Annotated in this window: 17 protein-coding genes; 12 read left to right on the top strand and 5 right to left on the bottom strand. The window is 64.0% G+C overall.

Features of this window, described 5'->3' with window-relative positions; translation table 11 throughout:
* On the bottom strand, nucleotides 1-282 hold a 282-nt coding region (locus EN749_RS03285), incomplete at its 3' end, for a caspase family protein (RefSeq protein WP_189367344.1).
* A gap of 171 nt (nucleotides 283-453) precedes the next feature.
* Here EN749_RS03285 and argJ point away from each other — a divergent pair.
* From argJ to EN749_RS03260, 5 genes are all read left to right on the top strand, one after another.
* Nucleotides 454-1,695 (top strand): bifunctional glutamate N-acetyltransferase/amino-acid acetyltransferase ArgJ, encoded by a 1,242-nt coding sequence (gene argJ, locus EN749_RS03280; RefSeq protein WP_128362557.1) that lies wholly within the window; start codon nucleotides 454-456, stop codon nucleotides 1,693-1,695.
* Nucleotides 1,696-1,724: 29 nt separating this feature from the next.
* A complete protein-coding gene (locus EN749_RS03275) occupies nucleotides 1,725-2,477 on the top strand; it encodes a GNAT family N-acetyltransferase (protein ID WP_127322230.1) in 753 nt (250 codons plus the stop codon).
* Nucleotides 2,470-2,892, top strand: a complete 423-nt coding sequence (locus tag EN749_RS03270) for a (deoxy)nucleoside triphosphate pyrophosphohydrolase (protein ID WP_128362556.1) — start codon at nucleotides 2,470-2,472, stop codon at nucleotides 2,890-2,892. Before EN749_RS03275 ends, EN749_RS03270 begins: the two co-directional genes overlap by 8 nt.
* 128 nt (nucleotides 2,893-3,020) lie before the next feature.
* Complete coding sequence (locus EN749_RS03265; protein ID WP_128362555.1) at nucleotides 3,021-3,335, top strand: hypothetical protein; 315 nt, start codon at nucleotides 3,021-3,023, stop codon at nucleotides 3,333-3,335.
* Between the two features lie 109 nt (nucleotides 3,336-3,444).
* Complete coding sequence (locus EN749_RS03260; protein ID WP_013529446.1) at nucleotides 3,445-3,630, top strand: Flp family type IVb pilin; 186 nt, start codon at nucleotides 3,445-3,447, stop codon at nucleotides 3,628-3,630.
* A 27-nt stretch (nucleotides 3,631-3,657) separates the two neighbouring features.
* Here EN749_RS03260 and EN749_RS03255 read toward each other — a convergent pair whose 3' ends face one another.
* Complete coding sequence (locus tag EN749_RS03255) at nucleotides 3,658-4,533, bottom strand: methyltransferase domain-containing protein (protein WP_127322227.1); 876 nt, start codon at nucleotides 4,531-4,533, stop codon at nucleotides 3,658-3,660.
* 65 nt (nucleotides 4,534-4,598) lie between these two features.
* Between EN749_RS03255 and EN749_RS03250 the strand changes: the two genes are divergently transcribed.
* From EN749_RS03250 to EN749_RS03230, 5 genes are read left to right on the top strand one after another with little or no spacing between them, the layout of a single operon-like run.
* Nucleotides 4,599-5,399: a ComF family protein gene (locus tag EN749_RS03250; protein WP_128362554.1), complete on the top strand. Its 801-nt coding sequence runs from the start codon at nucleotides 4,599-4,601 to the stop codon at nucleotides 5,397-5,399.
* Nucleotides 5,400-5,426: 27 nt separating this feature from the next.
* Complete coding sequence (gene grxC, locus EN749_RS03245; protein WP_127397866.1) at nucleotides 5,427-5,696, top strand: glutaredoxin 3; 270 nt, start codon at nucleotides 5,427-5,429, stop codon at nucleotides 5,694-5,696.
* Between the two features lie 10 nt (nucleotides 5,697-5,706).
* Nucleotides 5,707-6,573 (top strand): carbon-nitrogen hydrolase family protein, encoded by an 867-nt coding sequence (locus EN749_RS03240; RefSeq protein ID WP_128362553.1) that lies wholly within the window; start codon nucleotides 5,707-5,709, stop codon nucleotides 6,571-6,573.
* Nucleotides 6,570-6,995 (top strand): DUF1178 family protein, encoded by a 426-nt coding sequence (locus EN749_RS03235; RefSeq protein WP_023811158.1) that lies wholly within the window; start codon nucleotides 6,570-6,572, stop codon nucleotides 6,993-6,995. The genes EN749_RS03240 and EN749_RS03235 overlap by 4 nt, the downstream gene beginning before the upstream one ends.
* A 14-nt stretch (nucleotides 6,996-7,009) precedes the next feature.
* Nucleotides 7,010-7,672: a hypothetical protein gene (locus tag EN749_RS03230; protein WP_127322210.1), complete on the top strand. Its 663-nt coding sequence runs from the start codon at nucleotides 7,010-7,012 to the stop codon at nucleotides 7,670-7,672.
* Between the two features lie 96 nt (nucleotides 7,673-7,768).
* Here the strand turns inward: EN749_RS03230 and EN749_RS03225 are convergent, their stop codons facing one another.
* On the bottom strand, nucleotides 7,769-8,254 hold the full coding sequence (locus tag EN749_RS03225; RefSeq protein ID WP_127397870.1) for a MarR family transcriptional regulator: 486 nt from the start codon (nucleotides 8,252-8,254) through the stop codon (nucleotides 7,769-7,771).
* A 95-nt stretch (nucleotides 8,255-8,349) separates the two neighbouring features.
* Between EN749_RS03225 and EN749_RS03220 the strand changes: the two genes are divergently transcribed.
* Together EN749_RS03220 and EN749_RS03215 are read left to right on the top strand one after the other, a co-directional pair.
* Entirely contained in the window at nucleotides 8,350-9,240 is an 891-nt protein-coding gene (locus tag EN749_RS03220) for a DMT family transporter (RefSeq protein ID WP_128362552.1), read from the top strand.
* A 142-nt stretch (nucleotides 9,241-9,382) separates the two neighbouring features.
* Nucleotides 9,383-9,901, top strand: coding sequence for a flavin reductase family protein (locus tag EN749_RS03215; RefSeq protein WP_128362551.1), 519 nt, complete (start codon nucleotides 9,383-9,385; stop codon nucleotides 9,899-9,901).
* Between the two features lie 20 nt (nucleotides 9,902-9,921).
* Here EN749_RS03215 and ubiG read toward each other — a convergent pair whose 3' ends face one another.
* Together ubiG and EN749_RS03205 are read right to left on the bottom strand one after the other, a co-directional pair.
* Complete coding sequence (gene ubiG, locus EN749_RS03210; protein ID WP_128362550.1) at nucleotides 9,922-10,671, bottom strand: bifunctional 2-polyprenyl-6-hydroxyphenol methylase/3-demethylubiquinol 3-O-methyltransferase UbiG; 750 nt, start codon at nucleotides 10,669-10,671, stop codon at nucleotides 9,922-9,924.
* 198 nt (nucleotides 10,672-10,869) lie between these two features.
* Nucleotides 10,870-12,711 carry a CHASE3 domain-containing protein gene (locus tag EN749_RS03205; RefSeq protein WP_128362549.1) on the bottom strand — a complete coding sequence of 614 codons (1,842 nt, stop codon included), beginning with the start codon at nucleotides 12,709-12,711 and terminating at the stop codon, nucleotides 10,870-10,872.
* Nucleotides 12,712-12,887 lie beyond the last annotated feature (176 nt).

Below are 12,887 nucleotides of genomic sequence, written 5' to 3'. Positions count from 1 at the left end.
GTAGAAAAGCCCGGCGCCGGCGCCCTGGAGCGCATCGGAAAACGCGCCGATGCTGCGTTCGAGTTCACGCTTGCCGAGATCATTGCCCTCGATCACCTCGAAGCCGATCGAGCGCAGCTTGTCGGCGATGTCGAGGGCGTCGTTGACCGGGTTGGCCAGCGTGCCGGCTTCGGCGTAAGTGCCGTTGCCGATGACAAGCGCCACGCGCCGTTGCGGCTGCGCATCCGCGCTCAGCAGCAAAAGTCCCAGAAATGCCCATGCAAGGATCGCAAGCCTGCCCATGGGGTGAGATCATAACGCCATCGGCCCCGCCGGCGCCAACGGATTTGAGATGCAGGCTTAACCCCGGGCGAGTTCGAGCTCCCGGACCAGAGCGACGAAAACGCCCTTGCGCCGGCGCGGTCTATCGGGCAAACCGACCTTCCCTTGCGATTTTTCCCGCCCGAGGCCTCCATGTCCACGACGATTTCGCCGCTTGCGCCGAAGAAATACCCGAAAATGCCAGAAATCGAGGGGGTGCGCATCGCCACCGCCGAGGCAGGGATAAAGTACAAGGGCCGCACCGATCTGCTGACCATGATCTTCGATGAAGGCACCGCGGTCGCCGGCGTGTTCACGAAATCGAAATGCCCCTCGGCGCCGGTCGACTTCTGCCGGCAGAATCTCGGCGCAGGCAAGGCGCGCGTGCTGGTCGTCAATTCCGGCAATGCCAATGCCTTCACCGGCAAGAAAGGCCGCGAGTCGACCGCGCTGACCGGCGAGGCGGCGGCGAAGGCGGCCGGCTGCACGGCAGCGGAGGTTTTCCTGGCCTCGACCGGCGTCATCGGCGAGCCGCTCGACACCGGCAAATTCAGCCATCTGCTCGCCAGGCTGGTCAGCAACGGCAAGCCCGGGCTGTGGACCGAAGCGGCAAAGGCGATCATGACCACGGATACTTATCCGAAAGTGGCGACCGCGACCGTCAAGCTCGGCGACACCGATGTCACCATCAACGGCATTTCCAAGGGCGCCGGCATGATCGCGCCCGACATGGCGACGATGCTCTCCTTCATCGCCACCGATGCGCCGATCGCCGCCCCCGTCCTGCAGGATCTGTTGTCGCGCGGCACGGCCAAGACCTTCAACGCGGTCACCGTCGACAGCGACACGTCGACCAGCGACACGCTGCTGATCTTCGCCACCGGCAAGGCCGCCAAGCGCGGCGCGCCGGAGATAACCGATCCCAAGGATGCCCGTCTCGGCGCGTTCCGCCGGGCGCTCGGCAAGGTGCTGAAATCGCTGGCGCTGCAAGTGGTGCGCGACGGCGAGGGCGCCCGCAAGCAGGTCGAAGTCACCGTCACCGGCGCCAAATCGGCGCGCTCGGCCAAGCGCATCGCGCTGTCCATCGCCAATTCGCCGCTGGTCAAGACGGCGGTCGCCGGCGAGGACGCCAATTGGGGCCGCGTCGTCATGGCCGTCGGCAAGGCCGGCGAACCCGCCGATCGCGACCGGCTGTCGATCTGGTTCGGCGACAACAGGCTGGCGCATGAAGGCGAGCGCGACCCCGGCTACTCCGAGGCCGCGACGTCGGCCTACATGAAGCGCGACGACATCCGCATCCGTGCCGATATCGGCATCGGCCGCGGCAAGGCGACGGTGTGGACCTGCGATCTCACCAAGGAATATGTCGCCATCAATGGCGATTATCGGAGCTGACGGTTTTGAGCTCCAGGCATCCGGCAAGCATGCTCGCGATCGTACGCCGCTACGAGGCGGCCGGCTTTCGCGCCTGGCCGGCAGCCGCCGTCCACTATGACGGCACCTGGGTGGTGCGGCTGACCGCCGGCCATCCGGCCAAGCGGCTGAACTCGGTCAATCCGCTCGATCCCGGCGATATCATGCACATGGCCGACCGTATCGGACGGGCCAGCCGCCGTTTCGATGCCTATGGAAGGCCGCTGACGTTCCGCATGTCGCCGCTGTCGGGTCCCGATCTCGCCAGCCATCTCGACCGCGAGGGCTGGAGCCGGTTCGACGAGTCGCTGGTCATGCGGCTGCCGCTGGCCGGCGCGCAACTCGATGCCGCCATGGACCAGATTCCGCTCAAGGACATCAGCCGCTTCATCGGCGCGTTGCTCAAGGTCAGCGGTTCGGATGTTTCGCTGCGGCCCGGCCTGTCGGAGATCATCGGCGCCATCCAGCCCGAAGCCGGGCTGTTCGCGCTCGAAGATGGAGCCGAGGCACTGGCGACGCTTATCTGCGTCCATGACGGCGATCTCGCCGGCCTGTTCGAGGTCGCCACCGACAGATCGGCGCGCAACAGGGGCCATGGCCGCAACCTGATCCTGTCGGCGCTCAAATGGGCGCGGCTGCGGGGCGCGCGGGAAGCATGGCTGCAGGTCGAGGCCAACAACGTGCCGGCGCTGGCGCTCTACCATTCGCTCGGCTTCGAGGAAGTCTATCGCTACCACTACCGCCGGCCGCCGGGTCATGAATGATGTCGTGACCGCCGGCAAGCGCCTGCTCCTGGTCGCCGCCTGCGCGCTGGTCGATCCCGACGGCCGGGTGCTTCTGGCGCAGCGGCCTCAGGGCAAGCAACTTGCCGGGCTGTGGGAATTTCCCGGCGGCAAGGTCGAGCCCGGCGAGACGCCCGAACAATGCATCATTCGCGAACTGCATGAGGAAATCGGCATCGAAACCGACATTCCCTGCCTGGCGCCGCTCACTTTCGCCAGTCATTCCTACGACGATTTCCACCTGCTGATGCCGCTGTTCATCTGCCGCCGCTTCCGCGGCATCGCCCAGCCCAGGGAAGGGCAGGCGCTGAAATGGGTGCGGCCGAAGCAGATGCGCGACTATCCGATGCCGCCGGCCGATGCGCCGCTGATCCCGTTCCTCATCGATCTTCTCTGAGGCTCGCGTCCGGTCGGTTCCTGGCCGAGGCGTGTATCAGCCAGCGTTAATGGAAGATTTATCTCGTCGTGAAAAATTGAAGCATGGCCGTTCGCGGCCGAGCCGTCGATTTGCCGGGGAGCGATAGCATGAGCCTAGACAGGGATTGGGACGCGATCCGGCCCGAGCGCGGTTTTCGCGCCGCCGATGCGGGCATGGGCATATTGCGCATCACGCTGCTGTTCGGTTCGGCCGCGGTGGCGCTGGCGCTGATCGCAACCCCCTTCCTCGACAGCCAGACACGCTCGCTGTCGGCCCGTGATGGTTTCGGCGGGCTTGACATGGCGGCGACAGGCTCGATCGGCCATCGCGAAACCTACACGCTGCGCCGCAGCGTGCTGCAGCCGCAACCGAGCTCGGTCTGCATCATCAGGTCCAATGGCAGGAGCAGCGGCGACTGCTGACATGGTTAAGAGATTTCGGAAAGGCGGCGGTTTCATCGCCTGTTAAGCCTTTGCCGTTAACCTTTCTTAACAGGTCGGCGGTAAGGTCCCGGACAGAGGGGTTGAGGCCATGAAAGCAGTGCTGCTGGGTTTTCTGAACGACGAGACCGGCGCCACGGCCGTCGAATATGGCGTCATCATCGCCGTGCTGTCGCTGGCCATCGTCGGCGGTATCGGTGAGGTCCGCGACGGGATCATCTGGCTGTTCAGCGACAACAACAGCAAGCTTGCGAACGCTTTCGCACCCACGCCCTGATCCGGCTTTCCGCGCCTGCGGGCAGGATCATTGCCCGCCGGGCGCCTCCAGGATTGTTTTCAGCGAGACCTTGGCCGACCCTGGCTTAAGCGGTTTTTGCTGCGATGCGTCGGGCGCCCAGCCGGACATCCAGACAATCGAGAAACTTGCCCTCACGCGGCCGTCGGGGTCGGAAAACCGCTCGGCGTAGATTTCCGCCGCGCGGGCAAACAGCTTGCGCGAGCCCGGCCGCCGGCTGCGATCGGTGAGCGCAGAGGTTTCGCCCATGGCCCGCAGATCCGCCATCAGGTTGAACAGGCTGGCATAGCGCACCGTCACCGTCTCTACGTCGGCGACCGGCAGAGCGAGACCGGCGCGCTGCAGCAGCGCACCGGCATCGCGCACGTCGGTAAACGGGGCGACACGCGGACTGGCGCCGCCGTAAAGCTCGGTCTCGGCCGAAAGCAGGCTTTCGCGCAACTCGAAAAGCGTACCGGCGCCGGCAAAGGCGCCGAGGAAAAGCCCATCCGGCCGCAACGCACGGCGGATCTGGATCAGCATGCCGGGGATGTCGTTCATGGCCTGCAGCGACAGAAGCGACACCGCCAGATCGAGGCTTTCCGCTTCGAACGGCACGGTTTCGAGCGGTGCGATCAAGCCGGCGCCGCCACCGCTCAGGAAGGCCGTGTCCGCCTCGACGCGGACGATGTCGGCGACCTTGCCGCTTTCGGCGAGCGTTTCGGCTGCTGCCGGCGTCTGGCAAAACAGCACAGCCGCCTTGCCGAACCTGCGCTCGACGGCACCCAGCCGGTCGGCAAGGTCCTCGGCCGTGCGGCGCATGAGGAAGTCCGCACCGTCGACCGGATGAGCAAGGGCGCGCCGCTTGTGCGCCAGCCACAGAGAGGTATCCATTATCGGCTGCAACGGGCAGATCCTTTGTTTGTCCACGCTCCGGGATCGTTGATATAGTGGCGCGCAGGAGCAACCACGTGGCCGATCCGATGCCCAAGATCAAGTCCATCGCGATCACGAACCTGGCGCGGTCGGTTGTCGGCTGGCCGGCGCGTATGCTGTTTCCGCCGGTCTGCGCCGGTTGCCGCCGGCATGTCTCGCAGCCGGGCGTGCTGTGCGGCGCCTGCTGGCCGAAGCTCAGGCTGCTGGAGCGGCCATGGTGCCCGGTCATGGGCACGCCGTTCACCCACCATATGGGCGAAGGCTTTCTGTCGGCCGAGGCGATTGCCGATCCGCCTCCTTTCGAGCGGGCGCGGGCGGCGGTCGCCTATTCCGGCGTTGCCCGCCAGATGGTGCAAGGGTTGAAATACCAGGATCGCACGGATCTGGCACCATGGATGGCGCGCTGGATGGTGCGCGCCGGTGCCGATCTCATCGCCGAGGCGGATGTAGTGGTGCCGGTGCCGCTGCACTGGCGGCGCTTTTTTTGGCGGCGCTTCAACCAATCGGCGGAACTGGCGAGGGCGGTCTCGGTGCTCAGCGAACTGCCCTTCGCCCCCTCGGCGGTGCGGCGCGTGAAACTCACCCGCCAGCAGGTCGGGCTGGAGCGCGGGGAACGCGAGGAGAATGTGCGGGCCGCCTTTCGGGTACCCGCCGAGGCGGAAATCGAGATCGCCGGCCGCAGGGTGCTTTTGATCGACGATGTCTACACCACCGGCGCCACGGTGCGTTCCGCCACCAAGGCGCTGAAAAGGGGAGGTGCGGCCGCCGTCGACGTGCTGACCTTTGCCCGTGTGTTGCCGGGGGACTTTCGGGCGGACGAGTCCGCGACTATATAAGTCGGCAACGAACAGCGGAAATTCGTCATGGCCGATGTCACGATCTACACCCGTATGATGTGCGGCTATTGCACGGCAGCCAAGCGGCTGCTCGAGCGCAAGGGCGTCGTCTTTACTGAGCACGATGCCTCCTTCTCGCCGGAACTGCGCCAGGAGATGATCTCACGGGCGCATGGCCGCACGACCTTTCCGCAGATTTTCATCGGCGATACGCATATCGGCGGCTGTGACGACCTCCACGAGCTGGAGGCCGAAGGCCGGCTGGACAAACTGCTCGCCAACGGCGCGACGAATTGAGGGAATGACGATGGGTGTTTTCAAAGCCGCTGCGATCCAGATGCGTTCAGGCGAGAGTCCCGAGCGCAACGCGGTCGATCTCGAACGGCTGGTGCGTGAAGCGGCAAGCCAGGGCGCGACCTACATCCAGACGCCGGAAATGACCGGTGCGCTGATCCGCGACAAGGAAGCTCGCGCCGCCTCGTTTACGTCCGAAGACAAGGACATCGTCGTTTCGACCGCGCGCAGATTGGCCAGGGAACTCGGCGTCTTCCTGCATATCGGCTCGACCGCCATCCTGCGGGCCGACGGCAAGCTCGCCAACCGGGCGCTGCTGTTTGGCCCGGATGGTGCTGCGCTCGCCACCTACGACAAGATCCACATGTTCGATGTCGACCTCGACAATGGTGAGAGCTGGCGTGAATCCGCTGCCTACGAACCGGGCACCGAGGCCGTCGTCACCGAGATCGAGGGTGCAAAGCTCGGCTTTGCCGTTTGCTACGATTTGCGCTTTCCGCAATTGTTCCGCGCCGAGGCACTGGCCGGCGCCGATCTGCTTTCCGTACCTGCCGCCTTCACCCGTCAGACCGGCGAGGCGCACTGGCACGTGCTGCTCAGGGCCCGCGCCATCGAGAATGGCGCCTATGTCATCGCCGCCGCGCAGGGCGGCCTGCATGAGGATGGCCGCGAGACCTACGGTCATTCGCTGATCGTCGATCCGTGGGGCCGTATCATCGCGGAAGCCGCGCATGACGAGCCTGATGTGATCGTCGCCGAGATCGACCCGGCGCAGTCGCTTGCCGCGCGCAAGAAGATCCCCAATCTCAGGAATGCGCGGGATTTCGCCGTCAATGCCGGCTTGGGCGAGGCGCCGCGGCTCAGGGGTGCAGCCTCTTGATCCGCTTTGCCCTGATCTGCGAGCACGAGCACGAATTCGAAGGCTGGTTCCGCAGCAACGACGATTTCGACACCCAGAAGAAGCGCGGCTTTGTCGATTGCCCCACCTGCGGCTCGCACAAGGTGCAGAAGGCGCTGATGGCGCCGGCTGTCTCCACGGCGCGCAAGCAGGAAACCATAGCGCTCGCCATGGGCGAGGCGCAGAAGCAGGCTTTGGCACAGCTCAAGGCGATGGCCGAGAAGGTGCGCGAGAATGCCGACTATGTCGGCGACAAGTTCGCCGAGGAAGCGCGAAAGATCCATTTCGGCGAGAGCGACCCGCGCGGCATCTATGGCGAGGCGACGCTGGATGAAGCCAAGAGCCTGGCCGAGGACGGCGTCGAGTTCATGCCCATCCCGGTGTTCCCGGACGATCGCAACTGAATTCCGAGGGAGCTTTGCGCGACCCAGAAGCGATTGAGCCGGAACGCAGCATAAGAGCCGTCGTTGGCCGGTTGGCCCGCTGGGCCGCCGTGAAGCTTAGCGGTACCCGAACGGTCGACGGATTGCTCATCATCAGCGACAAGGGCACCGACAAGATCGTCGAGGCGCTTCAGCTTATTCGTGATTTTGATCCAGTGCGCTACAGACGGCTGCTTGGTGACGTAAGACAGGTATTCGTCACAACCCTTCCTGCTTCAGTCGCGCAATGGGCGAACTCCTCCAAGGCGTGCGAATTGGACGAGCGCCATATCATCAGCGAAGAGACGACGCCGGAATTGGTCGCTTCGATTATCGTCCATGAGGCCACCCACGCGCGGCTTATGCGATGCGGTATCGGCTACGAAGAGGCGTTGCGGGATCGCGTCGAGCAGGTCTGTCTGCGTCGAGAAATAGCCTTTGCGGCCAGATTGCCGACAGGAAAGGGCCGGGGCCAGCAAGCTGAAGCGACACTTGAGGCCATGCCGGACTTTTCCGACAAGGCGATGAGTGAGCGAAATCTCAGTGGTTTGCGAGATGCTCTGCTCTACCTCAACATGCCGACCCGGCTTGTCCACCTCACCGTATCATACCAGCGCTGGAAACACCGGCGCCGGTTCTCGCGGCAGCCTATGAACTGACCGGCTAGAGCATTTCACCGTTTCGCGGAAACGGCGAGCTGCTCTAACTATTTGTTTTGAAGCAATTCTAGGCGGAAAACTTTTCCTAGAATTGCTCTAGCCCATACTCCCGATCAATTTCTCAAGCAGCCGAGAGAGCGTCTCCTGTTCCGCCGGCGTCAAGCCCGAGAGAACCTCGTGTTCGTTGGCCACGTGGGCGGTAACGGCTTCATCGATCAAGGCCAGGCCCTTGTCGGTCAGCCGCACGACAATGCCGCGCCTATCGTTGGGATGCGGCCCGCGCAGGATCAATCCGGACGTTTCGAGCCGGTCTAGCCTGTTGGTCATGGCGCCGGACGTCACCATCGTCGCCTCGTAGAGAGCGGTCGGCGTCAGCGCGTAGGGAGAGCCTGAACGGCGCAGCGTTGCCAGCACGTCAAATTCCCCGGACTGCAATCCATAACGGGCAAACAACGGCGCCAGGCGCTCGCGGGCGATCAGCGAGGAGGCCTCGTTCAGCCGCCCGAGCACACCCATTGGCGAGACATCCAGATCGGGCCGCTCCCGCTTCCATTGCTCGATCGCTCTTGCTGCCCTGTCCAATTGTCTCACCATCATATATCTTGACGTTAAGAATCTTTCCATTATCTTATCATACATGCAATGCCGGCCAAGGGCCGCGCTACAGGATTCGGTCAATGAAACTTCTCTGGGATTCGGCGCTCGGCCTGCTGGTCGTCACCGGCGGCCTGCTCGGCCTGACGCTGCCGTTCGGCGAGCTCGCCACGGCTGCCGACGTGCCGGCCATGGTCTGGGCCTTCGTCATCTCGCTCGGCGCCGGCGGGGTCTTGCTGTGCGTGCTCCTGGCTCGCGGCAAGCGGGTCCGGCTCACCGCGCACAAATTGCGCTATTTCTTCGTGACTGCCGCGGTGTCCTATGCTGTCCCCAACCTCCTGATGTTCTCGGCCATCCCGCATCTGGGCGCCGGCTACACCGGCATCATGTTCACCCTGTCGCCTGTCATCACACTGGTGTTCTCGATCCTGTTGCGTGTCCGGCGCCCCAACATGCTGGGCATTGTCGGCATCGCCGTCGGCTTCGTCGGCGCCGTCATGGTCGCGGTGACGCGCGGCGAGGCCGGCCAGCCGGCCGATTTGTTCTGGGTAGTGATGGGTTTGCTCATCCCGGTCAGCCTTGCCGTCGGCAACATCTATCGTACGGTCGACTGGCCGGACGGCACCGGCCCGATCGAGCTTGCCGTCGGCAGCCATCTGGCGTCGGCGGCGATGCTGCTTGCCGGCATTCTCCTCCTGTTCGGCGGCGAGGCTTTCGCGCCACTCGGCGGCGTGCCGCTGGTGGTCATCGCGCAGGTCGCGTCGGCGTCGGCTATGTTCGCCTTCTTCTTCAGGCTGCAAGCGGTTGGCGGCCCGGTCTATCTCAGCCAGATCGGTTATGTCGCGGCGGCCGTCGGCCTGTTTGCCGGAACCATCTTCCTCGGCGAGCACTATCAGCTGCTGACCTGGGCAGGCGCGCTCATCATCACCGCCGGCGTGTTCATCACCACCAGGGCACAAAGCCAGAAGGCGTGAGCGGTCGCAAGGGATCCGAATCACCTTCGCGCCTGGAGCCGATTTCACCTGAATTTGTATCCAGATCTGCTTTATCTTCCTGTTTGAGCGTGATCTTTTCCGAGGACCGTTCCCTTTTTGGAATCGTGCTCTGGAGCAAGCCATGAACGAACCGAAGACATCAGAGGCGACTGCTGTCGATGTAGCTGATTTTCGCGCCGCGATGCGGCTGATCGTCGGCAATGTCAGCGTCATCACCGCCGGCACCGGCGAGGATCGCTCCGGCCTGGTGGTCATTTCGGTCGTCTCGCTGTCGGCCGAGCCGCCCAAGGTGATCGCCTGCGTCAACAGGTCGTCGTCGACCTGGCCGGTGATCGAACGCTACCGGCATTTCGGCGTCAATTCGCTTGGGCCCAAGCATCAGCGCGTGGCCGAGCGGTTCTCCGGCTTTGGCGGCATCAAGGGCAAGGACCGCTATGAGGGCGCCGAATGGACGACGCTCAAGACCGGAGCTTTACTGCTTTCGGACGCGGTGGCCGCCTTCGACTGCAGCCTCGACGAGATGATCGATCGCGGCACGCATTCCATCGTCATCGGCTCGGTCGAGGCCGTGCGCACCGACGATGCCGGCCAGGCGCTGATCTACTGGCGCGGCGGCTACAGGCCGCTGAATTCTGAATAAGGCCAGAATTCAGAATAAGGTCAGACTGAGCCTTTTTCCGCCAGGACCATGTAGTTGACGTCCATGTCCTTCGAGCGTGCCCAGCGGTCGGCCAGCGGGTTGTAGGTGACGCCGGTGCGGTCGATGATGGTCAGGCCGGCGCCGCCAAGCGCCTTTTCGAGTTCTTCCGGGCGCACCAGCTTGCCGAACTGGTGGGTGCCGCGCGGTAGCCAGCGCAGCACATATTCGGCGCCGATGATGGCTAAGCCCAGCGCCTTCAGCGTGCGGTTGATAGTGGCCACGAACATGACGCCGCCGGGCCGCACCATCTCGCCGCATTTGGCGACGAACAGGTCGATGTCGGCGACATGCTCGACCACTTCCATGTTGAGGATGACGTCGAACTTTTCGCCGGCGTCGGCAAGGTCCTCAGCCGTCGTGGCGCGATAGTCGATGCTGACATTGCCCTCGGCGGCGTGCAGCTTGGCCACTTCGATATTGGTTTCGGAGGCATCCGCACCCACGACTTCGGCGCCAAGCCGCGCCATCGGCTCGCACAGAAGTCCGCCGCCGCAGCCGATGTCGAGGATGCGCAGGCCCTCGAAAGGCCTTGCAGCGCGCGGGTCACGGCCGAAGCGCGTTGCTATCTGGTCGCGGATATAGGCCAGCCGGACCGGATTGAATTTGTGCAGGGGACGGAACTTGCCGTTCGGGTTCCACCATTCGGTGGCAAGGGCGGAAAAGCGCTCCACCTCTCCGGCATCGATCGTCGATCGTCGGGGCTCTGGCATGGGTTGGTCTCCTCGACACTACAGCGCCGCGCGTCCTCTTGGACGCGCAAAGGACGCTGTAGCACTTTAGATTCTGCGCATGATCCTTTCCGAAATCGACTTCGATTTCGGGGTCATGCGCTAGGAAGTCGGGCGTGAGGCCGCGAATGTCAAGGCAACAATTTTCGATGCTGCCAAGGGGCTGACAGAGTGGCCGACCTACTTCGTGCCGAGCACGTCACGCAGTTTCGCCGCCAGTTGCTCGATGGTGAAGGGCTTGGCGAGGAAATGCACGTCGTGGTCGAGCACGCCGTTGTGGACCACCGCGTTCCTGGTGAAGCCGGTGGTGAAGATCACCTTCAGCAGCGGCATGCGGGCAACGGCCTCTTCCGCCAGCTTGCGGCCGTTCATGACGGGCATGACGATGTCGGTGAACAGCAGGGCGACGTTCGGGTTCTCCGCCAGTTTCTGCAACGCTTCCTCGCCGCTCGCTGCATGAATGACGGTGTATCCGAGTTCTCGTATGGCCTCAGTCGTGGAGACCCGCACGCGGGCATCATCCTCGACGACAAGGATCGTTTCGGTGACCGGTGCGGCGGTGTTGTCGCCTCGCCGCGTGGTCACGGCCGGCTCTTCGGCGCCGAAATACCGCGGCAAGTAGATCTTGATCGTCGTGCCTTCGCCGGGTTCGGAATAGATGTTGACATGGCCACCCGACTGCTTGACGAAGCCGAACACCTGGCTCAACCCTAGGCCGGTGCCCTTGTTGACCGCCTTGGTGGTGAAGAAGGGTTCGAAGGCCTTGGCGATGACATCGGGGGTCATGCCCGAACCGGTATCGCTGACGGCGATCATCACATACTGGCCGGCCGCGACTTCGGCATGGGCGGCGGCGTAGCTGTCGTCGAGATGGCTGTTGGCGGTCTCGATGGTCAGCTTGCCATCATCGCCCATGGCGTCGCGGGCGTTGACGGCCAGGTTGAGAACGGCGTTCTCGATCTGGCTCGGGTCGGCATGGGTTTTCCACAAGCCTCCCGCCAGCACCGTTTCGATGCGGATGGTTTCGCCGAGTGCCCGCCGGATCAGGTCGGACATCCCGGTCAGCAGACGGTTGGCGTCGACGATCTGCGGCGCCAGCGGCTGCTGGCGCGAGAAGGCGAGCAGCCGGGCCGTCAGATTGGCGGCACGGGTCGCGGCATCGATCGCCGCGTCGATGAATTGTGCGATGTCGTGCTCGCCGCGCGCCAGCTTGCGCTGGGCGAGGTTCATGGCGCTGATGATCACCGCCAGCATGTTGTTGAAGTCGTGGGCGATGCCGCCTGTAAGCTGGCCGACCGCCTCCATCTTGTGCATCTGGCGGATCTGGGATTCGGCCTTTTCGCGAGTCTCGATCTCCTTACCGAGGGCGACGTTCTTGCGCACCAACTCATCCTGGGCGACGGCCACCTCACGGAAGCGGCGGCGCGATTCCCTGATCGCGTAGCCGGCAAGCAGGAAGATCGCCAGCAACGCCGCCAGCGAACCGATGCGTAGCCAGGCCTCGACCTGGTCGGTATGCGCGTCGCGCGCGGCGATGGCTGCGGCACTGATGCGTCGGACCGTATCCATGCTGGTCCGGATTTCGTCCATGACGGCCTTGCCTTGGCCGCTGCGAACCAGATCCAGGGCCTTCGTCGCATTGCCCTGGTCGTACAGGGCAATCGTCTCGGCCAGTTCAGCCTGCTTTTGCGAAAGCGCGTCCTTGATATGGTTGATCGGCTGGACGAGCTGGTCGTCGGGGGCGGTCAAGCTGTCGATGCGGGCAAGTTGCCCCGGAATGGCGCCGACAGCGTTCCGATAGGGTTCGAGATAGGATTTCTCGCCGGTCAGCAGGTAGCCACGCTGGCCGTTCTCGGCTTCCTGTGCCAGAGAAAGCAGTCCCGAAAGCAATTGCTGATATTCGATTGCCTCGCGCGCGATGGCGCGGTTGGCCCGCTGTTCCTCGACCAGCATGGCTCGGCTGCCGACAATCAGCGCCAGCACGGCAAAGCCGGCGACGAGCGGGAGCGATTGCCATCGCATGGCACGTCGAAGACGAGCAATCATCATCTGTTATGCCGAACCAAAAGAATTCCCCCGTAGGCAGCATTTCGTAGGCGGCGGCGGGGCGGAAGGCAATATGCCGGCTTCCGGAGCCGGCAATCGGCCGCCAGCCTTGCGAAACCTTCATCATTTGGCTAAGGAGGCCGCGCATTCAG

The organism is Mesorhizobium sp. M7A.F.Ca.ET.027.02.1.1, assembly GCF_004022985.1.
GTDB lineage: Bacteria > Pseudomonadota > Alphaproteobacteria > Rhizobiales > Rhizobiaceae > Mesorhizobium.
This window is presented reverse-complemented; position numbering and strand designations above follow the sequence as displayed.